Consider the following 25573-nt stretch of genomic DNA (forward strand, 5'->3'; position numbering starts at 1 on the left):
AAAGTTTAATCGCTCAATATGCTGACACAAAAATCACTTAATAATGAATTTCTAGTTTAAGCACCTATCGAGACTTCAAAATCAAAAATATGTTTTCAAAATCAATCATCAACAAGTGCCCACACAGATTGTCTGATTCGTTGTTAAAGAACAAAAAACAACGACGCACTGTAATCAATCAAACTTCTTCACAACAGTGCATCGTTGTGTGCGGTGCATTATAGGCAAAAACAAAACCAACGCAAGCACTTTTTGCAAAAATTTTAAAAAATCGAACCGCTTGCATAAAATTAAAGCAAAACGAACAACAAGCGGGCAGTTTCTGCCAAATTTTTAGCACATCGGTTTATAAATTCCCTGCTCGCAATGGGCGGTTAGCTTTCATATCTTGATACCAATCACAGGCTTGCTGGCTAACGCCCATATCACACACTCTGCCCATTAGCTCCATTCCTTGTTGCTTATTGCCCCTTTGGCTATAATCCAAATGAGCTTGAATCATTGCTCCCCGATAATTGAGATCTTGCCTTGCTTTATTTGCCCATTGATAGGCTTGTTCATAATCTTGACGTGTAAAATCCCCAAAATAATACATTTGAGCCAATCGATAACGAGCATTGCCTCGGGTTTCTTTAATAACAGAATCTCCTTTCTTATCTTTTTCCGCTTTAATCAACTTATCAGGCAAATTGGCAAGTTCAGTAAAGCCTGCTTTGGCTTGCATTCCATCTTGTTGAATGCCGTTTTTCCCCCAATAGTACATATCCGCAATCCAAAATTTCGCATTATAAAATTCGTATGTATCTTTGGCTTTGGGATTATAAATTATCCGTTGATACCATTCTAAGGCTTTTGGATAATCGGGTGGAAACTGATTACTTCGTTTCAGTGAACAACTCCCATTTCGATAAGCATCTGCAAGACGATCTTGCCCCTGCACATTATTTTGCTTTGCTGCTTCTTCCCACCAATATAAGCCTTCCAAATATTGCCCTTCATCACAAAACTGATCAGCGACAACAGTCTGTGCCTTTGCATTACCTTGTTTGGCTAATTCTAAGGCTTTTGGATTAACTTCGGCAACACTAGTTTGGGCCAAAAGCAGTGCGGTTAAAGTAGCAAGTAGTTGTTTTTTCATTTTCATTGGTTATTCCTCGTCATATGGATTATTGATATAGGCAGTGATAAGCTTTGGTGTGGAATAATGTGTCATTCCTGCTGGGACGCTAAATGGCTGTCTTTCTACAATTTGTACATCACCTACTTTTACTTTCAAACTATGTTTCCAAAACAAAGCGTTCAAGAACCTTTCTTCCTTACCCAAAAAGAATTCATTGTCATACAGAGTATGTTGAGTGGGGAAAACAATTTGGCGAGAAAGGCAAAATTGTAATGGATTGCTAAGCGGTGAAATCGTGTATTGCCATCTCGCACAGACTTCAACTAATTCTGCATAGCAATGTTGGGTTTCAATAATGCTATTTACCCGAATAACAGTGTATTTGGCTGTCATTTTTGCTCCTTAAATGAAAAATTAAATTGAACATTTTTTAATTATATATTGTTTTTTTTTTTGCACAACTTGCTACGATAATTTGGCTTGCTAACCGTAGGAAAAATCGCCGATAGGCATTCGTTGAAAAAACGGCTATAATGCTCCCTCGCAAGCGGTAGGATTTCGCGAAATTTTGGCAAATCCTACCGCTTTTATGTTCAACCTGTGGTTCGCAATCCTCCCACATAAAAAAACTAAGGAACTTCAATGTCTTATTCAAAAAAAGCCGTCGTGATTTTTTCTGGCGGTCAAGATTCGACCACTTGCCTTTTCCTCGCCATTCAAGAATTTGGGCGTGAGAATGTGGAAGTGGTTACTTTTCAATACGGGCAACGCCACCATATCGAACTCGATAAGGCGAAGTGGATCGCCCAAGATCTCGGGGTGAAGCAGACGGTGATCGACACCTCTGTGATCAAAGCTATCACCACCAATGCGTTAATGGACGACAACGCTCAAATCGAGCAACAGGGCGACAAGCCCAACACTTTCGTGGACGGTCGCAATGCGTTATTTTTGCTCTACACCGCCATTTATGCTAAATCGCAAGGGATTCAAACTATTTTCACGGGCGTGTGCGAAACCGATTTCAGCGGCTATCCCGACTGCCGTGATGTGTTCATCAAATCAATGAACGTGACCCTCAACTTGGCGATGGATTACAACTTCAACATTCGCACGCCGTTGATGTATCTCACCAAAAAAGAGACGTGGGCGTTAGCCGATCAACTCGGGGCGTTTGACTATGTTCGCACCCACACCCACACTTGCTATTTGGGGGTAGAAGGCGGTTGCCACACCTGCCCGAGCTGCGTGCTGCGTGAAAAGGGGCTGAATGAATATCTCGCTGAAAAAGGGGAAAGCAATGTTTAAAATCGCCAAAGAATTTAGCTTTGATATGGCTCATATGCTGGACGGACACGATGGCAAATGCCAAAACCTGCACGGACACACCTATAAACTGCAAGTGGAAGTGGCAGGCGAGCTGTTTGCGGACGGGGCAAAGCGTGGAATGGTGATGGATTACAGCGATCTGAAAGCGGTGGTCAAAACCCATATTTTGGATCAAATGGATCACGCCTTTATCTACGACTTACATAGTGAAAAAGAGTGCAAAGTTGCCCAGTTGCTGATCGATTTGGATTCCAAAGTGTACGGCATTCCCACCCGCACCACCGCCGAAGAAATGGCGAAATATATGTTTGAAAAACTCGAAAAAGTCGGCTTGCCGGTGAGTTTAATTCGATTGTGGGAAACCCCGACTTCTTACTGCGAATACACAAAATAGTTGTTACTTTCTTTGCTTGTGCAAAGAAAGTAACCAAAGAAACACACCCCGAACATTTTGCTTTGTTTCGCTTGTTGCTAATTTCTACGGTCGATTTGTAAACTCGCTTGCTTCGCAAGCTCAAACAGTACAAATCGCCCTTGAAATTTGACGCAACCGCTCAACGCAAAATGACGGGGAAAATATTCTTCACAAGCGGTAAGTTTATGCAAAATTTTAGAAAATCTGACCGCTTGCAACACCTTTATCAAATGCAAAATATCATAAATCCTAATCCTGAATATCGTATCGTGGAAATTTTTGAGACCCTGCAAGGCGAGGGTTATAACACGGGTATGCCGAGCATTTTTATTCGCTTTGGCAAGTGCAACCTTGCTTGTCCGTGGTGCGATACCAATTACAACCAATTTGAAACCAAAACCCTCAACGAGATTATGGCGGTGGTGCGTGGCTTTTCTGCTCGCAATATCATCATCACGGGCGGCGAGCCGACCATTCAGCCGAACATTGAGATTTTGCTCGATGTGCTGAAAAGTGAGGGCTATTTTATTGCGGTGGAAACCAACGGTTTGAAGCCTGTGCCGAAGCAGATCGACTATATCGCCACCAGCCCGAAACGGCTCTATCAGAAAAATTATCTGAAACACCATTTGGATTTCGCCCACGAGGTGCGGATCGTGGTGGACGGCGATGTGCTGGATTTCTGCGAACAGATTGAAAACACGATCAAAGCCGACCGCTACTACCTTTCCCCCTGCGAGCAAGACGGCGTGATGAATATGCTCGACACCATCACTCAACTCGGCAAACTCAACCAACGCTCGAACAAACCGCACTGGCAGTTGAGTATCCAAACCCACAAAATTGCGGGGATTGAATAAAACTAAGGGGGTAGATTTTTAGGAAAATCTACCCCCTTGCATTTTATTTGAAACTACACTTTTTTGCGGTTAAACAAGGTTAAAGCAATGAAGCCAAAGGCGAGGAAGCACGAGATGATGAGGGCGTAGAAACCGCCGTCCCAGCCGAACACATCGACCAATTTACCCATCACATAACCCGCACTGGCTGAACCGAGCAAGTAGCCGAATAAGCCGGTCAAACCTGTTGCCGTGCCTGTCGCGACACGCGGAACGAGATCCGCCGCTTGTAAGCCGATCATCATTACAGGTCCGTAAATCAAGAAGCCAATCGCCACTAAGCAGATGTTATCAATTAACGGGTTGCCTGCTGGGTTTTTCCAGTAAACGATAATCGCAATTAGCACGCCCACGAGGAAGAGCAACATCGGTGGTGCGCGGTGTCCTTTGAACACTTTGTCGCTCAAATAACCGCTTGCAAGCATTCCAAAGATCCCTGCATATTCATAGAGGAAATACGCCCAGCTTTGTTTGTCCACGCTGAATTGTTTCACTTCTTTGAGGTAGGTCGGTGCCCAGTCGATAATGCCGTAGCGAATGAAATAAACGAACACGTTAGCAATCGCAATCGCCCACAGGAATTTGTTGTTGATGATATATTTGAAGAAAATATCACGGGACGAAAGGGTGTGAGCGGATTCGACTTTTTCCACCACTTTTTCGCCTTTCCATTCATCAACAGGCGGTAAACCTTGGGATTCTGGGGTATCACGCATCAGCCAGAACATCACGAAGGCTAACACAATCGCAATCAAGGCTGGCAAATAAAAGAGGGATTGCCACACACCGAATAGGGATAAACCGAGGATTGCAAGCGGTCCGATCAAGCCACCGCCGAGGTTGTGCGACACGTTCCACCAGCTCCACCAGACACCACGTTCTGACACCGAGAACCAGTTAGTCATCGTTTTCGCCCCAGGTGGGTAGCCCATTCCTTGGAACCAGCCGTTGAGGGCGGCAAGCACGATCATAATTGGAATCGAAGCCAACACCCCTGGCACCAGCCCGAAAATCAAGCTCACAATCGCCGAACCGACCAAACCAATGGTAATGAAGTATTTCGGATTACTGCGATCCGACACGTTACCCATTACAAATTTACTGATCCCGTAAGCGAGGGAAAGTGCCACGCCCACCGTACCGAGATCGGCTTTGGTGAAACCGTATTCATCAATCAAATAAGGGATCGCAAGGGAAAAGTTTTTGCGGATTAAATAATACGCCGCATAACCAATAAACACGCCAGCAAACACTTGCCAACGTAGCCGTTTATACTCTGCATCGACCCGAGCATCTTCAATGCGAGGGGCAGGGGCTGAGGCTTTGAGGAAAGAAAACATAACCACATCTCCAATAATAAAAAGATGTGGCTATTCTAATGTAAGATTTGTAAGTTTTGTCAAAATTTACAAAGGGAAACGGTTGCTAAAATTTAATTGTTTAATTAACGAGCAACTGTCTCTTTTTCAGGGGTTTTGGTGAAGAAAATATCCTTCACTGCCCCGAGTAATTCTTGGCGAACCACCGAGAGTTTCGGGCGTTCGTGGGCTTGGAAAGCCAGAGGGCGGCAAAATTCCATTGCTTTGATCCCCAAGCGGGCGGTCAAAAGCCCCACGCCGATGCCCTGCCCTGCTCGCATTGAAAGTCTAGCGGTGAGATTTTGCGAAAAAAAGTCCATTCCCACATCGCTGGCAATTTCGGTCGCCCCCGCAAACACCATATTAGTTAGCACCATTTTGAACAGTTTCAAACGGCTGACATAGCCCAGTTCCATTCCATAGGCTCGGCTGATTTTGTTGATCAGCGAGAAATTTCGCCACGCCACCATTAGCACATCAACAATCGCCAACGGGCTGACCGCCACGATAATCGCATTTTCGGTGGCACTTTTGGTAATCAATTTTTTCACTTGACGATCAATCGGGTTCAACACCGTTTCGCCAAACAAATAAAGCACCTCTTTGGCGTTGTAGCCCTCGTCCAGTTGCTTTTTCCAACGTTCCGCCGATTGAGCCACCTGCGGATGATGTTCCAACTCTTTCAGCACTTCGTGGCAGAATTTGGTCGCCATTTCGCCACTTTCGCTCGGCAATTCTTCCAATAAAAGCTGTTGGCTAACTTGTTGATTTTGTTGATGTTTACGCAAATAAACCAATCTTCGCCACTCACGCACCAACACGCCCACGCCCGTAAAGCTGATTAAAGCGAACACGATTGAGAACGCAAAATAGATCCATTGGCGATTTTGGAACGTATCAATCAGCCATTGTACACTTTGAGCCAACACCGCCACGCCAAACAACGCCAACGCCGCCAGTAGCACTCGCACCCAAAAACGTGAGGGTTTGAGGCTTTCCTCAATCACCAATTCCGCTTCAACTTCACGGCGTTCTTCCTCAATTTTGACGCTTTGTTCGTCAAATTCTTGCTTGGGTTGGAAAGTTTGGGTTGAGGAAATTTCTTCCTCGCTAAACACTTGCTTATTCATTTGATTTCCTTGCTAAATTTTGGATTATCCCACCGCTTGCATAATGTGCTTTTTCAAGCCCTCGTAGCCGTGTTCGGTTTTGAGAATGTCGAACAACGCCACCGCTTCGGGATATTCTTTATCGAGGTAACGCAGCCACTGCTTGATTCGAGCCACGTGGTAAAAACCGCTGTCGTGTTCGTTTTCCATTTGCACATATTGAGCCAGCAGTTGTAGCACTTCCGCCCACGCCATTTTAGGGGCGTTGAATTTCACCACACGGCTCAAATTCGGCACATTTAACGCCCCTCGCCCGATCATCAGGCTATCGCAAGCGGTGATTTCGCAGCATTTTTTTGCCGAGTCAAAATCCCAAATCTCGCCGTTGGCGATCACGGGAATGTTGAGTTTTTGGCGAATTTCGCCAATCGCTTGCCAGTTGATCCGCTCGGCTCGGTAGCCGTCCACTTTGGTGCGACCGTGAATGGTAATTTCGTCCGCCCCCCCCTGTTGCACCGCATCGGCGATCTCAAAGCATTGCGAACTGCTGTCCCAGCCCAGCCGCACCTTGACCGACACAATCTGATCCTTCGGCACAGCTTGTCGCATTGCGAGGGTGGCTCGGTAGATCAAATCGGGATCTTTCAATAACGAAGCCCCGCCATTACTGCCATTAACGGTTTTTGAGGGGCAACCGCAATTCAAATCAACCCCGTGCGACCCCAATTCCACCGCCAAGTGAGCATTTTCCGCCAACCACTCGGGGTGTTGCCCCAAAATCTGCACCCGCACGGGCGTGCCAGAGGGGGTAAATCCACCGTTGTGCAGCTCGGGGCAAAGCCGATAAAACGCCTTTTTCGGCAGTTTTTGATCGACCACCCGCACAAATTCCGAAATGCAGAGATCGTAATCATTCACTGCGGTTAAAAGCTGCCGCACAAAAGGATCAAGCACCCCTTGCATTGGGGCGAGGATGACGCGTTTTACAAAATGTTCCACAATTTTTTCGCTGCTATTTTGGGACGCGAACATCGCGTCCCTACGTAGGGACGCCACGCTGGCGTCCCGTAAAATTAGAAAAAATCCAACCGCTTGCTACTTCCACCCCTTCGCCTTGCAAATCAGGTCGTAGGCGGCTTGGATTTGTTGGGCTTTTTCTTTTGCGACTTCCATCATTTCAGGCGGTAAGCCTTTGGCGACCAATTTGTCGGGGTGGTGTTCGTTCATTAGCTTGCGATAAGCCCGTTTGACGGTGTTTTGCTCGTCCGAAGCCGTTACGCCTAAGACGCTGTATGCGTCATCAAGGCTTGGGCGACTTGGCTGGCGATAACCGCCGCCGCTGTATCCGCCCTGCGATTGTTGCTGATAGGCTTGTTCAAATTCTTGCTGATAGTAGCCCGAGCGGAAACGTTGTGCCGCCATTACCATTGCGATCATCTGCTCAAATTGAGGGCGTGAAATGCCTAGGGTTTCGGCGATAGTGAATAAAATCCGTTGTTCCGATTGGTCGAGCTGTCCGTCCTGTAACGCCACCTGCATTTGCACTTCCACGAAGAAACGCAGTAGGTCTTGGCGTTGTCCGCACGCCTCACGAAATTCGCTGATCACTTGGCGAATCGGGAAATCTGCCTCTTTACCGAGGGTGAACGCCTGTTGTGCCTGTTGTTGGGCTTGGCTATCCAACTGCAAACGGCTCATCAACTGGCGAGCGAGCTGAATATCCTGCTCGGTTACCCGTCCTTTGGCTTTGGCGAGATGCCCCATTACCGCAAAAGTGGTTTGGGTAAAGAGGGATTGACGGGTCAATTTCTTGCCGAAAAAGCTGGATTTGACCGAACCCAGTTCATAGAGCTTTTTATCCGCCCAATGCCCTGCGATCACGCCCAAAATCCCCCCGAAAAAACCGCCGAGCAGTTTGTAACCTAAGAAAAAACCAATCAGTTTACCGACAAATTGCATATTTCTTCCTTTTTAAATCAAGATTAAACGCTGAATAGACCTTGCCTATTCTCGAAAATTCCCTACCCCTTGCAAAACAGCAAAATCGATTCCAAATGCCCCGTGTGGGGGAACATATCGATCATCGCCACTTTGTTGAGAAAGTAGCCTTTTTCCACCAATTTTTGTGCATCTCGCACCAAAGTGGCAGGGTTGCAAGAGACATAAACGATCCGCTCGGGATTGAGTTCGCAAAGGTGATCCAAGGCAAAATAAGCCCCATTGCGAGCAGGATCGAGCAAAATTTTATTGAACGACTCTGCCGCCCATTCCTTATCCACAAAGGATTCATCAAGGTTGGTCTGATAAAAATTTACATTTTTCAGACCGCTTGTAACGGCATTTTGGTGAGCCTGTGCCACCATTTCCGCCACGCCCTCAACCCCGACCACATAGCCCGCTCGTTGGGCGATTGGCAGGGTGAAATTGCCCATTCCACAAAAGAGATCTAACACTCGATCCTGCGGTTGCAGATCAAGCCATTGCAAGGCGTGATCGACCATTTTGTGATTGAGTTCGCCGTTGATCTGAATAAAATCCCGCACTGAAAACGCCAATTTCAAGCCGTGAATGTGGTAATAGGGCAATTCCCCCGACCAATGTTCGATCCGATCTTCCTCACACATCACAAACAAGCTCAAATGGTAGTGGCGAGCGAATGTCAATAATCGTTCCTGATCCGCTTCATTAACCGCCCCCAAATGGCGTAACAGCAGGACGATGGTGTTATCCGCTTGCACCAATTCGATATGCCCCAGCCGTTTTTTCTGTTGCCATTCTGAAAGCAAATTTTGCAGAGCAGGCAACAAAGCGGAAAGGGGGTCGGCAAGCACTTCGCATTGTGCAAGGGGGATGATTTGCTGCGAATTTTGCTGACGAAAACCAAGGCTAACCTGTTGATTTTGCACGGAAATGCTCAATCTCGCACGGCGGCGATAGCCCTTGTCTCGCCCGACAATCATCGGCTCAAATTGGATCGGCTTGCTTTGAAATTTTTGTAGCCGTTGGAAAAGTGCCTGCTGTTTCGTTTCCCGTTGCAAATCAAGGGGAATATGCTGCATTTGGCAACCGCCACATTTGCCGTAAAGTTCACAGCTCGGCGTTTGGCGAAGGGGGGATTTTTTCAAAAACCGTACCGCTTGCCCTCGCCCATATTGGCGTTTTTCGTCCAAAATGCGGATTTCCACTTCCTCACTCGGCAGGGCATTTTCAATAAACCACGTTTTACCCTGATGTTTTGCCACGCCTAGCCCTTGATAGTCCAGCCCCTCAATCAAAAATGGCTGACAAGCGGTCGGTTTCGCCGTTTTTTTCGCTTTTTTCTCAGAATAAAAAATCGCCATTTTGCCTAGCCTTGCGAAAAACCGAAATGGGCGTAAGTGCGAGCGGTTGCCACTCGCCCCCTTGGGGTGCGTTGCAAAAAGCCCTGCTGGATCAAAAACGGCTCTAACACATCTTCAATGGTTTCCCGCTCTTCGCCAATGGCGGCGGCGAGGTTGTCCAGCCCCACGGGCCCGCCGTCAAAGCGTTCGATAATCGCCAACAGCAATTTGACATCCATAAAATCAAAGCCTTCTGCATCGACATCGAGCATTGTGAGGGCTTGTTTGGCGATCTCGGACGAAATCACACCGCCATTTTTAACATCGGCATAATCTCGCACTCGGCGAAGCAGGCGGTTGGCGATCCGTGGCGTGCCACGGGAACGACGGGCGATTTCAAACGCCCCGTCCGCCGATAAATTCAGATTCAAACAACTGGCACTACGGCTGACAATCGAGGTTAAATCTTCCACCGTGTAAAATTCGAGGCGTTGCACAATCCCAAACCGATCTCGCAACGGCGATGTGAGCGATCCCGCTCGGGTGGTCGCCCCCACTAACGTGAACGGCGGCAGATCGAGCTTGATCGAGCGTGCCGCTGGACCTTCGCCGATCATAATGTCGAGCTGATAATCTTCCATTGCAGGATACAGCACTTCCTCAATCGCGGGCGACAAGCGGTGAATTTCGTCAATAAATAGCACATCGTAGGGTTCAAGGTTGGTCAGCATTGCGGCGAGATCGCCCGCTTTTTCTAGCACAGGCCCAGAGGTGGTGCGAATGTTTACCCCCATTTCATTCGCCACAATGTTGGCGAGGGTGGTTTTACCCAGCCCTGGGGGGCCGAAAATCAACAGGTGATCGAGGGCTTCTTGGCGTAATTTCGCCGCCTTGATAAAAATTTCCATTTGCTCTCGCACCGAGGCTTGCCCCACATAATCGCTCAATAATTTGGGGCGAATGGCACGGTCGATCACTTCCTCGTCCCGCTTCGGGCTGGCACTGATTATTCTGTCTGCTTCAATCATTGTTTATAACGAATTTTTTAAGGCTTCGCGGATCAGCTGCTCGCTGGTTAAATCCGCTTTGTTCACTTTCTTGATCATTTTTTCCGCATCGCTTGGCTTGTAGCCGAGGGCGATTAGGGCTTCAACGGCTTCATCGCTCGGATCTGGCGTATTGCTCGCCACAATCCGACCGCTATTTGGCGTGTCATCAAACAGATCCGACTGTTCCAGCCCTTTGAATTTCCCTTTCAATTCCACCAACAAACGCTCGGCGGTTTTGCGACCGATCCCCGGGATTTTGGTTAATTTAGCAAGTTCTTCCTGCTCAACCGCGGTGGCAAATTGCGACACCGACATCGCCGACAAAATCGCCAAGGCTAATTTGGGTCCGACACCGTTGGTTTTAATCAACTCTCGGAACAGGGTGCGATCCTGCTTTTGAGCAAAGCCAAATAAAAGGTGAGCGTCTTCTCGCACGACAAGGTGGGTAAATAAGGTGGTTGACTCGCCGACTTGGGGCAAACTGTAAAAACTGGTCATCGGCAAAAGTAATTCATATCCCACCCCTTGCACATCAAGCACCATTTCGGGCGGGGATTTTTCTAAAATAATTCCGTGTAAACGTCCGATCATTGTCTTTTCTCAATCATAAAAAATTAGCAAAGAATAACAGAAAACTGGATAAAATAACAGATTTATTCTATACTTCGCCCCGTTCGTTATTGAGAATTATTCTTATTTGTAAGTTTTTGTAAAGATAGTTGCACAAGTTTTTGCGAATTATTATCATTTAGCCACTTCAAAAATAATAGGTAATCACTCCAACTCTTTACGCTTCATTCCCCCACAAGATGAAGCGTTTTTTTTTGCTTAAATTTTCTTGCACCAAAATCGAAGAAAGATAAATCCCCGTCATTTTGCGTTGAGCGGTTTCGATGATTTCCTACTTTCTTTGCTTCGCCAAAGAAAGTAGGCAAAGAAAGGCGACCCCAGACATTTTGCTTTGTTTCGCTTGTTTCTAATTTCTACGGGCGATTTGTAAACTCGCCAGCAAGCTGGCTCAAACAGTACAAATCACCCTTGAAATTAACGAAACCGCTCAACGCAAAATGATGGGAGAAACCATCCGAGCAATGATTTACGATAATGGGGAAATCCGACAAAATTTTTCAAAATCCCACCCCTTGCAGCCCTAAACGCAAAAATTGTGGCATAATACCGCCATTTTTTCAGAAATAAGAAAAGGAAACGCAATGACACAATCTGTTGAGGCGATCGTAGCAGAACTCAAACGTGGGGTTGAGGATATCTACTCGGAAGCCGATTTAATCGAAAAATTGAAAGAAAACCGTCCGCTTCGCATTAAATTGGGGGCTGACCCAACCGCCCCTGATATTCACTTGGGGCATACGGTGGTGTTGAATAAACTTCGCCAATTCCAACAACTCGGACACGAAGTGATCTTCTTGATCGGTGATTTTACGGGAATGGTGGGCGATCCATCGGGCAAAAATACCACCCGTCCGCCGCTCACCCGTGAAGATGTGTTGCGTAACGCCGAAACTTACAAAACCCAAATTTTCAAAATTCTTGATCCGCAAAAAACCCGCGTGGTGTTTAACTCGGAATGGCTCGGACAGCTTGGCACAGAAGGAATGATTCGCCTTGCATCAAACTACACCGTGGCGCGTATGCTGGAACGTGATGACTTCAAAAAACGTTTCGGCAACAATCAGCCGATTGCGATCCACGAATTTATCTACCCGCTTCTGCAAGGACACGACTCGGTCGCCCTGCAAGCGGACGTAGAATTAGGCGGTACTGACCAAACGTTCAACCTGTTAATCGGGCGTGAATTGCAAAAATCCGCAGGGCAAAAACCGCAAGTGGCGATCACGCTACCATTACTCGAAGGCTTAGACGGCGAGAAAAAAATGTCGAAATCCCTCGGCAACTATATCGGAGTGTCGGAAGCCCCGAGCGAGATATTTGGTAAAGTGATGTCGATTTCAGACGAATTGATGTGGCGTTGGTATGATTTGCTTTCGTTCCGTTCGTTGGAAGAAATCGCTCAACTGAAAACCGATGTGGCGAACGGCAAAAATCCGCGTGATGTGAAAATTCTGTTGGCGAAAGAGATCATCGCCCGTTTCCACAGCGAAGCCGACGCCGATGCCGCCGAGCAAGAGTTTATCAACCGCTTCCAAAAAGGGGCGATGCCAGACGAAATGCCTGAATTTACCTTTGAGGGCGAGATTGGCATTGCGACCTTACTCAAAGAAGCAGGCTTAGTGCCAACCACTTCGGAATCGATCCGCTCGGCACAGCAAGGTGGCGTGCGAATTGACGGCGAGAAGATCGAAGATGTCCGCCAAAATGCTCAAAAAGGGACTTTTGTTTATCAAGTGGGTAAACGCAAGTTTGCGAGGATTACAGTTAAATAAGTAAAAATTGGCGGAAATCCGACCGCTTGTTTGATTATTTAATCCCTAACAACGCCCCAATCTTCGCTTTCATTTCAGCGAGGGCTTGGGGTGAAATTTTACCTTTCCATTCCGCCTTTCTCACACGCCAATCCAAACTTTTCACTTGATCGGACAGTGCAACATTACGCGGCTTTCCCTCAATTTCCACCTCAAAAGGATAGCCTTTGATTTTGGTGGTAAGCGGGCAGCAAATCAACAAACTGGTCGCATCATTGTAAATCGCAGGCGTAAGCACCACCGCAGGACGATGCCCTGCCTGTTCGTGTCCTGCTTGCGGGTCGAAATTCAACCAAATAATATCGCCGACATCGGGAATGTAGTTTTGATCCTTCATACTTCATTCCCCACCACTTGCCCTGTTGAAACTTCGGAATGCAGATTATCAGGCGTAATTTGGGCCACTAAATCTTGTAATTGGTAGCTATTTGCTGGGCGAATCGGCTCAATCACAATTTTGCCATTTTCCGCTCGAATATCGACCAAATGTTCCGCTTGAATCGCCAGCGTATCCAAAATCATTGACGGAATCCGCACGCCAACGCTATTCCCCCATTTTTTTACGGTTACTTGCATCTTTGGTTTTCCTCTCGTGAATTTACTAAAAATTATACAATGTATAACTATTATTGCCAAAATTTTTCATAATCCCACCCCTTGCAGGATATTTCCCCCTCGTTTTCTTTCCATTTCTCGTCAATAAACGTATAATCGGCACAATTTTTTTCAAATTTTTAAAACGCAATGCAACTGATCCGTGGCTTTCACAATTTGGCTCGTCATCACGCCCTCAAAAACGGGTGCGTGCTGAGCATTGGTAATTTTGACGGGGTGCATTGCGGACATCAAAACATTCTGAGCCGTTTGTGCGACAAGGCGTTGGAACTGAATTTGCCTTCGGTCGTGATGTTATTTGAACCGCAACCTCGCGAATTTTTTGCTAAAATTTGCGAAAATCCTACCCCTTGCAAAGTGCCAGCTCGCCTAATGCGGCTGCGTGATAAGCTGGCGGCGTTGGCGAATGAGGGGGTGGATTATGTGTTGTGCGTCCGTTTTAATCAGGCGTTTGCCTCGCTCTCGCCCGATGCCTTTATTGAGGATTTGTTGGTAAAACAACTTAATGTGCGATATTTGAGCGTGGGCGATGATTTTCATTTTGGGGCGAACCGTGCGGGTAATTTCGAGACCTTACGCAATGCGGGGCTGAAATATCGTTTTGCGGTGGAAGATAGCCATACGCTGAGTTTTGCAGCTCAACGGGTCAGCAGTTCGCTGATTCGTGAGGCGTTGCAGCGAGATGATCTCGCCCTCGCTGAACAGCTTCTCGGTAGACCTTATTCGATCCGTGGGCGAGTGGCTCACGGCAATAAATTGGGGCGAACCATTGGCTTCCCCACGGCGAACATTATGCTCAACCGCCTTGTTACCCCGATTCAAGGGGTGTATGCGGTGCAAATCCGCACAGCAAGCGGTCTGTTTAACGGCATTGCTAATGTCGGCAACCGCCCGACCATCAACGGCACAAAGCCCTTGTTAGAAGTGCATATTTTCGACTTCAACCAAACGATTTATGGCGAAGCAATTGAAGTGATTTTTCGGCATAAAATTCGCAATGAGGTGAAATTCCCGAATTTTGAGGCGTTGAAGCAGCAAATTGAACAAGATTACCAACAAGCGGTGAGATTTTTTGAGGAATTGGCAAATGAGATTAAGTGAAGAAAGAAAACAGCAAATTTTAAAAAGTTTAAAAGAAGATTACGTCCCTTTTAGTGATGTTTTTCACGAGATTTGTGCGGATACAGTCGCAGATATGATGATGACAGGGGCTTTATCCACAGAAGAAGGGCGAAATGATAAAAATAAATTAAATCATTTAAAACATCGTTATTTTAATCTTGTACCAGAAAATTACACAAAAGCGATCCCTGTTATTGAAGATGTATTAACCTTGCAGGAAAAATATCAAACATTGCGTTTTGGGTAATAAAATGGCAAAAGATATAAAACCAACTGATGAGCAAGTTGCGATTATTTTTAATGAAATCGTAAGGCAATATCATCTTTACCCTAATAACAAACCAAAAGTTTTAATTGTTTCAGGGGTAAGTGGCAGTGGTAAATCAACCTTTATTACAGCATTATTAGAAAGAAATAGTTTAAATTTCTTCCCTATTCAAGCTGATGACTATCGTAAGTTACACCCTAAAATTCGAGAATTTAAAGAAAAATATGGCTTTGATGAGGCTCATAAAAAAACAGGCAATTTCGCTCATCGATTTGCGACTGAACTATTAAATGAAACAGTGAAGAAAGGATTGAATATTTTATATGAAACAACTTTTGGAAATATAGAGACAGCAAATAATCTTATTCATTTTTTCAAAGAGAAAAAATATGAAATAAATATTATTGCCTTGCCTTCAAACGTTGAATTAAGTATCGAACGAAACAAAATTCGTTACCAAGAAAAAATTCTCGCACAAAGTTCATTACCAAGAATTGTTGAAAGAGAAGTGATTGAACGAATGGCTGTAAATTATTCACAGTGTATTGCTCAATTAAAAGCAGATAAGCAGATTAACTTGTTTGAAATGCAAAATATTTCAAATACCCAAGCAATCTTAGAAAAGATTTTAGATATCTAAATGGAAGCAAAAAATGACTGATTACAAAAACACTTTAAACCTGCCTGAAACAGGCTTTCCGATGCGTGGCGATTTGGCGAAACGTGAGCCAGATATGCTGAAAAATTGGTATGAGAAAAATCTCTATCAGAAAATCCGTCAAGCCTCGAAAGGGAAGAAAACTTTTATTTTGCACGATGGCCCGCCGTATGCGAACGGGAATATTCACTTAGGGCACGCCGTCAATAAAATCTTGAAAGATATTATTATGAAATCGAAAACCGCCCTCGGTTTCGATACCCCTTATGTGCCAGGTTGGGACTGCCACGGTTTGCCGATTGAGCTGAAAGTGGAAAGTTTGGTGGGTAAGCCGAATGAAAAAGTGTCGGCGGCGGAATTCCGTCAAGCCTGCCGTGAGTATGCCAAAGAGCAGGTGGAAGGGCAAAAAGCGGACTTTATCCGTATGGGGATTTTGGGTGATTGGGAAAATCCTTACCTCACGATGAATTTTGACACGGAAGCGAACATTATCCGCACCCTCGGCAAAGTGATCGCCAACGGGCACCTTTACAAAGGCTCAAAACCGGTGCATTGGTGTTTGGATTGCGGCTCTTCCCTCGCCGAAGCGGAAGTGGAATATGAAGACAAAGTGTCGCCGTCCATTTATGTGCGTTTCCCAGCGGTGGCAAGCGGTGAGATTGAGGCGAAATTTAACGCCGTGGGCAAAGGCTCGGGCAATCTTTCTGCGGTAATTTGGACGACTACCCCGTGGACCTTGCCGTCAAACAAAGCGATCTCAATCAACCCTGAATTAGATTATCAATTAGTTCAATTCGGCGATGAGCGTGTGATTTTAGCCGCCGCCTTGGTGGAAAGCGTACAAAAAGCCGCTGGCGTGGAAACGGTGGAAGTATTGGGCGAAACCAAAGGCGAAAATTTAGCGTTATTGCAATTCGCTCACCCATTCTATGATTACAACGTGCCGTTGATCTTAGGCAATCACGTTACCACCGACGGCGGTACGGGCTTGGTACACACCGCCCCAGACCACGGTCAAGACGACTTTATCGTCTCGAAAAAATACAACATTGAAATGGCTGGTTTGGTCGGCAATGACGGCAAATTTAAATCCGATGTGCCGTTCTTTGCCGGCAAAGGCGTGTTTGAGAGCAACGATTTAGTCCTCGAAAAATTAAAAGAAACGGGTACATTGCTCAAATTAGAACGCATCAAACATAGCTACCCACACTGCTGGCGACACAAAACCCCGATTATTTTCCGTGCTACCCCACAGTGGTTTATTGGAATGGAAACGCAGGGTTTACGCCGTCAAGCCTTGGGCGAAATCAAAGCGGTGCGTTGGATTCCAAGCTGGGGCGAGGCGCGTATTGACACAATGGTAGCGAACCGCCCAGATTGGTGTATCTCACGCCAACGCACTTGGGGCGTGCCGATGACAATGTTCGTGCATAACGAAACGGAAGAATTGCACCCTCGCACCCTTGAAATCCTTGAACAAGTGGCACAACGTGTCGAAAAAGAGGGGATTCAAGCGTGGTGGGATCTCGATCCTGCCAAATTACTCGGCGAAGACGCGAAAAATTACCGCAAAGTGCCTGATACCCTTGATGTGTGGTTCGATTCGGGATCGACTTACGCCTCAGTGGTGGAAGCTCGCCCAGAATTTAACGGCAATTCAGCGGATATGTACCTCGAAGGCTCGGATCAACACCGTGGCTGGTTTATGTCCTCGTTAATGCTTTCCACCGCAACCAACGGCAAAGCCCCGTACAAACAGGTGCTAACCCACGGTTTTACGGTGGACGAAAAAGGTCGCAAAATGTCAAAATCCCTTGGCAATGTGATTGTGCCAAGCGAAGTGTGGAACAAAAATGGGGCGGATATTTTACGTTTATGGGTGGCTTCGACCGACTACACAGGCGAAATTGCGGTTTCCCATAACATTTTGAACAGTGCGGGCGACACCTACCGCCGTATCCGCAACACTGCACGTTTCCTGTTGGCGAACTTGAACGGCTTCGATCCAGAGCGTGATTTGGTGAAACCAGAGGAAATGATCAGCCTTGACCGCTGGGCGGTAAGCTGTGCGTTGGAAGCCCAAAACGAAATCAAAGAGGCATACGATAACTACCAATTCCACGCGGTGGTGCAACGCTTAATGCGTTTCTGCTCAATCGAAATGGGGTCGTTCTACCTCGACATCATCAAAGATCGCCAATACACCACCAAAGCGGACAGCCTCGCTCGCCGCAGCTGTCAAACGGCGTTATGGCATATTTCCGAAGCCCTCGTGCGTTGGATCGCCCCGATCCTTTCCTTTACTGCCGATGAAATTTGGGGCTACTTGCCGAAAGTGGCGAACCGTGCTGAATTTGTGTTCACCGAAGAGTTCTACAACGGCTTATTTGCCCTTGATGCCAGCGACAAATTAGACGACAACTACTGGCAACAACTGCTCAAAGTGCGTGCCGAAGTGAACCGCGTTCTCGAACAAGCTCGTAACGAAAAAATCATCGGGGCAGGCTTAGAGGCGAAAGTTACCGTTTACGCGAACGACCAAATCCGCCCACTTCTCGAACAGCTCAGCAACGAGTTGCGTTTCGTCCTCATCACGTCCCAAGCGATTATCAAACCGCTTGCCGAAGCCGATGTTGCCGAGGGCGAATTAAGCGGACTTGCAGTGAAAGTGGAACGTGCCGACGGCGAAAAATGCCCTCGCTGCTGGCACTTCGCCACTGATATCGGGGCGAACGCCGAACACAGCACCGTTTGCGGACGTTGTGTCGAAAATGTCGCAGGCAACGGCGAATTGCGTCAATTTGCTTAATAAAAACAAGCGGTAAGATTTCGAGAAATTTTGCCCCCTACCCCGCCTTTGGCGGTACTTCCCCCGTAAACGGGGGAAGATCTTAGTATTTCGTAGAATAAGATTTGCCCCTACTTGTGGGAAAATTCTTAGAATTATCGTAAAATAAGATCTGCCCCCGCTTGCGGGGGAAGTGGTTGAGCGAAGCGAAACCGTAGGGGGCAAACAAGCGATAGCATTTCGCAAAATTTCTGCTCATCTTACCGCTATTAAGAGGCAACTTTATGCTGATTTTAAATAAAGCCAACCGAGCCAAACGTTACTTAGAAAATCTACGTTATCAGCCGTTATCTGCGGAAAACGTAGATTTTTTAACCGATAGCCAAGCGTTCAAACAGCGTATTTTGACGTTGATTCACAATGCAAAAAATCGGATTTATCTGACCGCTTTATATTTTGAAAAAGATGAAGCGGGGCAGGAAATTTTGCACGCCCTCTATCAAGCCAAACAAGTCAACCCAAGCCTTGATGTGAAAGTGTTTGTCGATTGGCATCGGGCTCAACGGGGACGGATTGGCGAGGCGAACGCTCTTTCCAATGCAGATTGGTACGCCCAAATGCGTGAGCAATATGGCTTGCCAAGCGATAACGACATCGCCTTTTACGGCGTGCCGATTAACGGGCGAGAAGTGTTCGGCGTGCTGCACCTCAAAGGTTTTGTGTTTGACGACACCCTACTTTATAGTGGTGCGAGCATTAACAACGTCTATCTGCAACAATTTGAACGCTACCGCTACGACCGCTATCATCAAATTACCCATTCGGCGTTGTCGAATGCGTGGGTGCAATTTGCCGATGAGCAGTTGATCTCACACCCTGCGGTCTATCGTTTGGATCAACCTCGCCCGAAAACGGCGGAAATCCGACCGCTTGTTAAGTCGTTCCGCAAATTCCTCACCCAACAAAGCTATGAATTTGATGGACAAAAACGCCCACAAGGGTTGAGCGTTACCCCTATTATCGGCTTAGGGCGGAAAAATCCGCTCAACAAAGCGATTGAAGCCTTGTTCTATCAGGTTGAGCAAAAGCTCACAATCTGCACCCCTTACTTCAATTTTCCCCGTTCCCTGACTAACCGCATTCGTTGGTTGCTCGAAAACGGCAAACGGGTGGAAATTATTGTCGGCGACAAAACCGCCAACGACTTCTACACCCCACCCGAAGAAAAATTCTCAATGGTGTCGGCGTTGCCTTACTTGTATGAGAAGAATTTGCGTGCGTTTAGCAAGCGGTTTGATTACTACATTCAAAACGGGCAACTGGCGATCCGCCTCTGGAAAGACGGCAACAACAGCTACCACCTCAAAGGCGTTTGGGTCGATCAGCGTTACCTACTTTTAACGGGCAACAACCTCAACCCCCGTGCGTGGAAATTGGATGCGGAAAATGCGGTGCTAATCCACGATCCGAACGCAGAATTAGCCGAAAAAGCCACCGCTGAACTGGATCAAATCCGCACCCACACCACTCTTTTGACCCATTACAGCGATTTGGAAATGCAAAAAGATTATCCGACCAAAGTCCAAAATTTATTAAAAAAATTAGGGCGAGTGAAGTTGGATAAAATTGTGAAAATGTTACTCTAAGCTCTACTAAACAAAATAGGCACGAGTTTTCGTGCCTATTTTTGCAAAATTACTTTTAATTTATTAGATAAAATTTTCTTCTTAGTTTAGATGAGCACTTCCTGTTCGATACTGTAGCCTTGTGGGACTTCAGCTTTATCCTCGAAAGTAACAAATTCCCACGCATTTTCATTGGCTAAAATTGCACGCAGAAGTTTGTTGTTTAAGCCGTGGCCTGATTTGTAGGCTTTGAAATCGCCGAGGATGTTGTAGCCGCACATAAAGAGGTCGCCGATGGCATCGAGCATTTTGTGGCGGACTAATTCATCTTTAAAGCGTAAGCCCTCTTCATTCAAAATGCGGTATTCGTCTAATACGATTGCATTATCCAAACTACCACCCAAAGCTAAGCCGATGGATTGCAAGTATTCTACATCTTTCATAAAGGTAAAAGTTCTTGCACGGCTGAGCTGATGAATGAAGTTTTCTGCCGAAAGTTCCATTTTGTAGTTACGCACATTTTTGCTGATCATCGGGTGCGTAAAATCAATGGTAAAATCAAGGTTTAATCCATTTTGATATGGCTTGATTTCCGCCCATTTATCGCCCTCTTCCACTCGCACGGTTTCTTTGATGCGAATGAATTTTTTGGCGGCATTTTGTTCTTCAATGCCTGCGTCAAGCAATAAATAGATGAATGGGCTGGCACTGCCGTCCATAATTGGGATTTCAGGTGCATCAACTTCAACAATTAAATTATCTAAACCTAATGCTGACATTGCCGCATTTAGGTGTTCTACCGTTGAAATGCGAACACCGTCATCGTTGATCATACAAGTACACAAAGTGGTGTCGCGGATCGATTCCGCACTCGCAGGGAAATAAACCGCGGGGTTTAAATCTGTGCGAGCGTAGATAATCCCTGTGTTCGCAGGGGCAGGGCGTAAGGTTAGGGTAACTTTCTTACCGCTATGTAGCCCAATCCCTGTTACTTTGGTGGCTTGTTTTAAGGTTCGTTGTTTAATCATTGTGGTATCCTCACATTGATCCTACTATTTATTCATAAATGGTGGCGGTGTCCAAATGTTGCTTCCCCCCACATTAACCGTTTGCGGGCTAGTAGATTGCTGTACTTGTTCGCCATAGCCACCGTTATTAAACTGACCGCCACCGAACTGACCTCCACCATATACATTAGACGACGCTTGCTGTGTATTTCCAGTAGATTGTTGTTGGAATGTAGTATTTGGATTTCCAAAACCTGTTTGTGTTGGTTGATTAAAGGTCGGCACTTGCTGTGGTTGAGCCTTTGGTTGTTGTTGCATTAAGTTTTGATCGCCAATACCTGTTGCCACAAGGGTTACACTTACTCTACCATCCATTTCTGGGTAGTAGTTACAGCCGTAAACGATCGTTGCATCTTCTTCGGCAAAGCCGTAAACAAGATCCATCATTTCATAAACTTCACCGATAGAGAAATCAGTACCCGCGTTAATGTTGATTAACATACCTTTCGCACCAGAAATATCCACGTTTTCAAGTAATGGGCTTGAAATCGCATCATTCATTGCTTTCTGAGCACGGTCGCTACCTGCATCGCCCTCTGCGAAACCTGTACCGATCATTGCGTGTCCTTTGTCTGACATTACGGTTTTCACGTCCGCAAAGTCCACGTTAATATCGAAACCTGTTGAACCACCAGAACTGGTAATCATATTGGTAATGCCAAGTACGCAGTTACGCAATACATCGTTTGCGGCATTAAAGGCTTCGATCATTGTAATATTTTTACCAAGGCTTTGTAATTTGTCGTTTGGAATGATGATCAAAGAATCCACATATTGTGATAACTCACGAATCCCTTGTTCCGCAAGGCGCATACGGCGAGGACCTTCAAAACGGAATGGTTTTGTAACAACCGCAACAGTTAAAGCCCCTTTCTCTTTGGCGATTGATGCGATTACGGGTGCCGCACCTGTACCTGTACCACCGCCCATACCAACAGCGATGAACACCATATTTGCACCGTCTAGCATACGGGCAATCGCTTCACGGTCTTCTTCGGCAGATTGACGACCCACTTCTGGGTTTGCCCCTGCACCTAAACCGCCTGTGGTTTGAGCACCAATTTGTACGGTAACTCGGGTGGTACGTTTTCTTAATACTTGGGCATCGGTATTCACATCATAAAATTCAACACCTCGAATTGAGTCTGCTGATTTACTCATATGATCAACGGCATTACCGCCGCCGCCGCCCACGCCAACAACTTTAATCACCGCATCAGAAGTCGATTCCATCGCTGCTGGTGCAAATGTCATACTAGATTCTTCTAGGGGTACGTTAAACATTACTCATTTCTCCATTCCGTTCGCCTTCGCGAGATTTAAACACCTTTTATAAAGCCCTTAATCCCATTTTTCACTGTTTCAAAAAGTTTTTGAAGTGTAGGATTTTCAATAACAGGCTTATCTTCAAAAAATTTATTGTGGAAACCAAACTGTTGTAAACCAAGCACAGTGGCATATTGCGGTTTATTCACATAATCGGTTAATCCTGTGATATTTTGTGGATAACCCACTCTCACCTGTGGACCAAAGACAGATTTTGCACATTCTACAATATCTTCTATTTGTGAGCTACCACCCGTAAGCACAATTCCTGAAATTAATTCAGAATTTATGTTTCGCATTTTTAAATCATTGCGAACTTGTTCTAAACGTTGATGCACAAAATGAAAGAAGTGATTGTAACAAACCGAAGTTAATTCCGATAACTGACCCCTTGTAATCACACGAGGGATATGGCTTCCCAAGCCCGCCACTTCAATTTTCTTATCTGCATTAAATAAGGGTGGACTGACCGCACTACCATATTTCACTTTAATATTTTCCGCTTCGCTAAATGTCGTATTAAATCTTTCCGAAATATGATTGGTAATTTGCGTACCTGCGTAAGGGTAAGAATAACTATCACGCAAGAAACCGCCTGTGTAAACTAATACGTCCATTGTGCCGCCACCAAAATCAATGAGGCACACACCACGCTCTTTTTCTTCCTCGGTTAGCACCGAATATTCAGAGGCAAGCCCACTAAATACAGGGCGTTTTACCACGTTGCGTTTACAAGCACTCACCACGTTACTGAGGTTTTTCTTCCAAGTTGAGTTACAAACGATAATATGCACATTGGAATATAACCGCATTCCGACCTGTCCAAGCGGTGTCTTTGTCGGTAATAAATTATCGACCCAATATTCCTGCGGAAGAATATGCAAAATTTCTTCGTTCTCTTCCAGTGGGATATTTCTCGCTTTTTCCACGATCCGCTGCATCGAATCTTCCGATACCTCGCCCGTGATCAAATCATCCACCATTACCCGCGAAAACGAACGAACGTGCCTGCCCGAAATAGACAGCACCATATTATAAATATCGTGGTTGGAAGACATTTCCGCCTGCTCAATAGCACGTTGAACACTTTTAACCACAGCTTCAAAATCGGTAATCCCCCCTTGCTCTACGCCCTTGGCAGGACTCATTCCTACCCCCAGCACATTGACTACCCCGTCTGGCAAAACCTCAGAGACAACCACCACAATTTTGGACGTACCAATTTCCAAACTACATATTAATTCTGATTTTGCAACTTCTTCTGACATATTCTCTACAAATGTTACTCTGACCGAAAACCTACCGCTACACCGTGCTTATAACGTAAATCGACATAATCTAACCGCTGTCCTTGCGGAATCTCTATTGCGGGATAAACGAGCATAAAGCGATCTATTTTATCCACCCAATTTCCCTTGCCTAATCGTAATTTAATATCATTCGCCAAGGTAATTTGCCAAGAATCTCGTTCATCAATAGTTAAAGCCACGAGTTCTAGACCGCGATTTTTTAATTCAGTTCCAATTTTTTCCCAAGCAGCAAGGGCATCTTTACTTTTTTCATCAGGACCAAACATAATCGGCAATTTGAAAGCGTTAAATCGCCCCGCTGGCAAACTAAACACATCACCCTGAGCCGATAAAAACTTATCTTTATTCCAAATCGCCACGGGATAATGTTCCGATAACGAAATGCTCAACCGATCAGGCCAGATCTTCCGCACCACCACATTTTTCACCCACGGCATTGCCAATAATTTATCCTCAATCTCTTTGATATTTTGAGAAAAATAACCTTTCAATGCTGGTTCGGCGGAAAGTGCCTCACGCAAATCCGCATTGGTGGTAAAGCGAGGTTTATTGGTTAAAGCGTAAGAGCGAATCGCACCGCTATCCAACTTTTCCGCAATCGTTTGCCAATTATAATAAAGCCCCGACAGCAACAACCCACTGATCACAATCGCCAAAAATTTGACGACCGTTTTACGAGAGGGGCTGATGAAGTTTGTGATCGCTTCATAAGCTTCATCTCGCACCCCTTTTGGCTTTTTGACTTTGGCAGAAACCTTTGGACGTAAAAATCCAAACATTACGCACTCAACTCCAACACTTTTTCCACTAATTGTGGGAAGCTAATACCTTTGGTTGCCGCCGATTTTGGGAAAATGCTGTGGCTAGTCATTCCAGGGCAGGTGTTCACTTCCACCAAGTTAAATTCGCCTTTGGCATTTTCCATTACATCAATACGGCTCCAACCACGGCAACCGACCACATCGTACGCCTGTTTCACCAGTTTCGCCACTTCCGCTTGACGCTCATCGTTCAAGGCAGGGCAAACGTATTGGGTGTTATCCGACACATATTTGGCGTGATAATCGTAAAATTCGCCGTCTGGAATCACTTGCACCGCTGGCAACACTTCGCCGTCTAACACAGGCACAGAATATTCCGCCCCTGCCAAAAACTCTTCCACCAACACAATGCTATCAAACTTCAAGGCTTCTTCAATCGCCGGCAAAAGTTGCTCTTCGCTTTTCACTTTGGTTACGCCCACGCTTGACCCCTCACTAGACGGTTTCACAAACACGGGCAAGCCTAATTTGGCAATAATTTGGGCGGAATCGACCGCTTGTCCACGCTGAACCACCACCATTTCCGCGGTTGGCAAGCCCACCGCTTTCCAGAGTAATTTGGTGCGGAATTTATCGAGCGTAATCGCCGAAGCCATTACCCCACAACCCGTGTAAGGAATCCCCATTTGTTCCAACGCCCCTTGCAGCACGCCGTTCTCGCCGATGCCACCGTGCAAGATATTGAACACACGCTGAATGCCTTTCTCTTTCAATTTTTCAATCGGGAAAGTTTTGGTATCAATACCCTCTACGTTATAGCCCAAACTCTGCAACGCTTCCGTTACCGCCGCCCCAGAATTTAACGACACCTCACGCTCCGCCGACACGCCACCAAATAGCACCGCGATTTTTTCATTTTTTAAGCTCATTTTTATTCCTTACTTTTGAATATTTAACATCTGCCCTCTCCCTCCGAAAATCCTATGGATTTTC

25 protein-coding genes and 1 riboswitch are annotated in these 25573 nt (G+C 46.0%); of the genes, 9 read left to right on the top strand and 16 right to left on the bottom strand.

Features of this window, described 5'->3' with window-relative positions; all coding sequences use genetic code 11:
• Nucleotides 1-346: 346 nt before the first annotated feature.
• Together B0187_RS08210 and B0187_RS08215 are read right to left on the bottom strand one after the other, a co-directional pair.
• A complete protein-coding gene (locus B0187_RS08210; protein ID WP_078237385.1) occupies nt 347-1144 on the bottom strand; it encodes a tetratricopeptide repeat protein in 798 nt (265 codons plus the stop codon).
• A 3-nt stretch (nt 1145-1147) separates the two neighbouring features.
• Nucleotides 1148-1513 carry a hypothetical protein gene (locus B0187_RS08215; RefSeq protein WP_078237386.1) on the bottom strand — a complete coding sequence of 122 codons (366 nt, stop codon included), beginning with the start codon at nt 1511-1513 and terminating at the stop codon, nt 1148-1150.
• A gap of 201 nt (nt 1514-1714) precedes the next feature.
• Nucleotides 1715-1759, top strand: a riboswitch (PreQ1 riboswitch).
• Between the two features lie 3 nt (nt 1760-1762).
• On the opposite strand from B0187_RS08215, the gene queC reads away from it, so the two are divergent.
• The 3 genes from queC to B0187_RS08230 all read left to right on the top strand — a co-directional run bounded on the left by queC (nt 1763) and on the right by B0187_RS08230 (nt 3724).
• Nucleotides 1763-2428 (top strand): 7-cyano-7-deazaguanine synthase QueC, encoded by a 666-nt coding sequence (queC, locus tag B0187_RS08220; protein WP_078237387.1) that lies wholly within the window; start codon nt 1763-1765, stop codon nt 2426-2428.
• A complete protein-coding gene (gene queD / locus B0187_RS08225) occupies nt 2421-2843 on the top strand; it encodes a 6-carboxytetrahydropterin synthase QueD (RefSeq protein WP_078237388.1) in 423 nt (140 codons plus the stop codon). Before queC ends, queD begins: the two co-directional genes overlap by 8 nt.
• Before the next feature lie 251 nt (nt 2844-3094).
• Nucleotides 3095-3724 (top strand): 7-carboxy-7-deazaguanine synthase QueE, encoded by a 630-nt coding sequence (locus B0187_RS08230; protein WP_078237440.1) that lies wholly within the window; start codon nt 3095-3097, stop codon nt 3722-3724.
• Between the two features lie 53 nt (nt 3725-3777).
• Here the strand turns inward: B0187_RS08230 and pgtP are convergent, their stop codons facing one another.
• The 7 genes from pgtP to ruvA form a co-directional block, all read right to left on the bottom strand.
• Nucleotides 3778-5103 (bottom strand): phosphoglycerate transporter protein PgtP, encoded by a 1326-nt coding sequence (gene pgtP / locus B0187_RS08235; RefSeq protein WP_078237389.1) that lies wholly within the window; start codon nt 5101-5103, stop codon nt 3778-3780.
• 104 nt (nt 5104-5207) lie between these two features.
• Nucleotides 5208-6251: a YcjF family protein gene (locus B0187_RS08240; protein WP_078237390.1), complete on the bottom strand. Its 1044-nt coding sequence runs from the start codon at nt 6249-6251 to the stop codon at nt 5208-5210.
• 24 nt (nt 6252-6275) lie between these two features.
• On the bottom strand, nt 6276-7262 hold the full coding sequence (gene dusC / locus B0187_RS08245) for a tRNA dihydrouridine(16) synthase DusC (RefSeq protein ID WP_078237391.1): 987 nt from the start codon (nt 7260-7262) through the stop codon (nt 6276-6278).
• A gap of 63 nt (nt 7263-7325) precedes the next feature.
• A complete protein-coding gene (gene djlA, locus B0187_RS08250) occupies nt 7326-8189 on the bottom strand; it encodes a co-chaperone DjlA (protein ID WP_078237392.1) in 864 nt (287 codons plus the stop codon).
• Between the two features lie 62 nt (nt 8190-8251).
• On the bottom strand, nt 8252-9571 hold the full coding sequence (gene rlmD, locus B0187_RS08255) for a 23S rRNA (uracil(1939)-C(5))-methyltransferase RlmD (protein ID WP_078237393.1): 1320 nt from the start codon (nt 9569-9571) through the stop codon (nt 8252-8254).
• A gap of 5 nt (nt 9572-9576) precedes the next feature.
• Complete coding sequence (ruvB, locus tag B0187_RS08260; RefSeq protein ID WP_078237394.1) at nt 9577-10578, bottom strand: Holliday junction branch migration DNA helicase RuvB; 1002 nt, start codon at nt 10576-10578, stop codon at nt 9577-9579.
• Nucleotides 10579-10581: 3 nt separating this feature from the next.
• On the bottom strand, nt 10582-11190 hold the full coding sequence (ruvA, locus tag B0187_RS08265) for a Holliday junction branch migration protein RuvA (RefSeq protein WP_078237395.1): 609 nt from the start codon (nt 11188-11190) through the stop codon (nt 10582-10584).
• A gap of 620 nt (nt 11191-11810) precedes the next feature.
• On the opposite strand from ruvA, the gene tyrS reads away from it, so the two are divergent.
• A complete protein-coding gene (gene tyrS, locus B0187_RS08270) occupies nt 11811-13001 on the top strand; it encodes a tyrosine--tRNA ligase (protein WP_078237396.1) in 1191 nt (396 codons plus the stop codon).
• Nucleotides 13002-13035: 34 nt separating this feature from the next.
• Here the strand turns inward: tyrS and mazF are convergent, their stop codons facing one another.
• Nucleotides 13036-13377, bottom strand: coding sequence for an endoribonuclease MazF (gene mazF / locus B0187_RS08275; RefSeq protein ID WP_078237397.1), 342 nt, complete (start codon nt 13375-13377; stop codon nt 13036-13038).
• Nucleotides 13374-13616: an AbrB/MazE/SpoVT family DNA-binding domain-containing protein gene (locus B0187_RS08280; protein WP_078237398.1), complete on the bottom strand. Its 243-nt coding sequence runs from the start codon at nt 13614-13616 to the stop codon at nt 13374-13376. Before B0187_RS08280 ends, mazF begins: the two co-directional genes overlap by 4 nt.
• 168 nt (nt 13617-13784) lie before the next feature.
• Between B0187_RS08280 and ribF the strand changes: the two genes are divergently transcribed.
• From ribF to pssA, 5 genes are all read left to right on the top strand, one after another.
• A complete protein-coding gene (gene ribF / locus B0187_RS08285; protein WP_078237399.1) occupies nt 13785-14756 on the top strand; it encodes a bifunctional riboflavin kinase/FAD synthetase in 972 nt (323 codons plus the stop codon).
• Complete coding sequence (locus tag B0187_RS08290) at nt 14743-15024, top strand: hypothetical protein (RefSeq protein ID WP_078237400.1); 282 nt, start codon at nt 14743-14745, stop codon at nt 15022-15024. The genes ribF and B0187_RS08290 overlap by 14 nt, the downstream gene beginning before the upstream one ends.
• Nucleotides 15025-15028: 4 nt before the next feature.
• Nucleotides 15029-15685, top strand: a complete 657-nt coding sequence (locus B0187_RS08295; protein WP_078237401.1) for a zeta toxin family protein — start codon at nt 15029-15031, stop codon at nt 15683-15685.
• A 13-nt stretch (nt 15686-15698) separates the two neighbouring features.
• Complete coding sequence (ileS, locus tag B0187_RS08300; RefSeq protein ID WP_078237402.1) at nt 15699-18512, top strand: isoleucine--tRNA ligase; 2814 nt, start codon at nt 15699-15701, stop codon at nt 18510-18512.
• Nucleotides 18513-18775: 263 nt separating this feature from the next.
• Complete coding sequence (gene pssA / locus B0187_RS08305) at nt 18776-20137, top strand: CDP-diacylglycerol--serine O-phosphatidyltransferase (protein ID WP_078237403.1); 1362 nt, start codon at nt 18776-18778, stop codon at nt 20135-20137.
• Nucleotides 20138-20223: 86 nt separating this feature from the next.
• On the opposite strand, the gene lpxC is transcribed toward pssA, so the two are convergent.
• The 5 genes from lpxC to B0187_RS08330 all read right to left on the bottom strand — a co-directional run bounded on the left by lpxC (nt 20224) and on the right by B0187_RS08330 (nt 25509).
• Nucleotides 20224-21144 (bottom strand): UDP-3-O-acyl-N-acetylglucosamine deacetylase, encoded by a 921-nt coding sequence (lpxC, locus tag B0187_RS08310; protein WP_078237404.1) that lies wholly within the window; start codon nt 21142-21144, stop codon nt 20224-20226.
• A gap of 24 nt (nt 21145-21168) precedes the next feature.
• Nucleotides 21169-22437, bottom strand: a complete 1269-nt coding sequence (gene ftsZ / locus B0187_RS08315; protein ID WP_078237405.1) for a cell division protein FtsZ — start codon at nt 22435-22437, stop codon at nt 21169-21171.
• 65 nt (nt 22438-22502) lie between these two features.
• Nucleotides 22503-23777 (bottom strand): cell division protein FtsA, encoded by a 1275-nt coding sequence (gene ftsA / locus B0187_RS08320; protein ID WP_078237406.1) that lies wholly within the window; start codon nt 23775-23777, stop codon nt 22503-22505.
• A 14-nt stretch (nt 23778-23791) separates the two neighbouring features.
• Complete coding sequence (locus tag B0187_RS08325; RefSeq protein WP_078237407.1) at nt 23792-24598, bottom strand: cell division protein FtsQ/DivIB; 807 nt, start codon at nt 24596-24598, stop codon at nt 23792-23794.
• Nucleotides 24598-25509 carry a D-alanine--D-alanine ligase gene (locus B0187_RS08330; protein WP_078237408.1) on the bottom strand — a complete coding sequence of 304 codons (912 nt, stop codon included), beginning with the start codon at nt 25507-25509 and terminating at the stop codon, nt 24598-24600. Before B0187_RS08330 ends, B0187_RS08325 begins: the two co-directional genes overlap by 1 nt.
• Nucleotides 25510-25573: the final 64 nt, after the last annotated feature.

The organism is Haemophilus paracuniculus, assembly GCF_002015115.1.
Classification (GTDB): Bacteria; Pseudomonadota; Gammaproteobacteria; order Enterobacterales; family Pasteurellaceae; genus Haemophilus_E; species Haemophilus_E paracuniculus.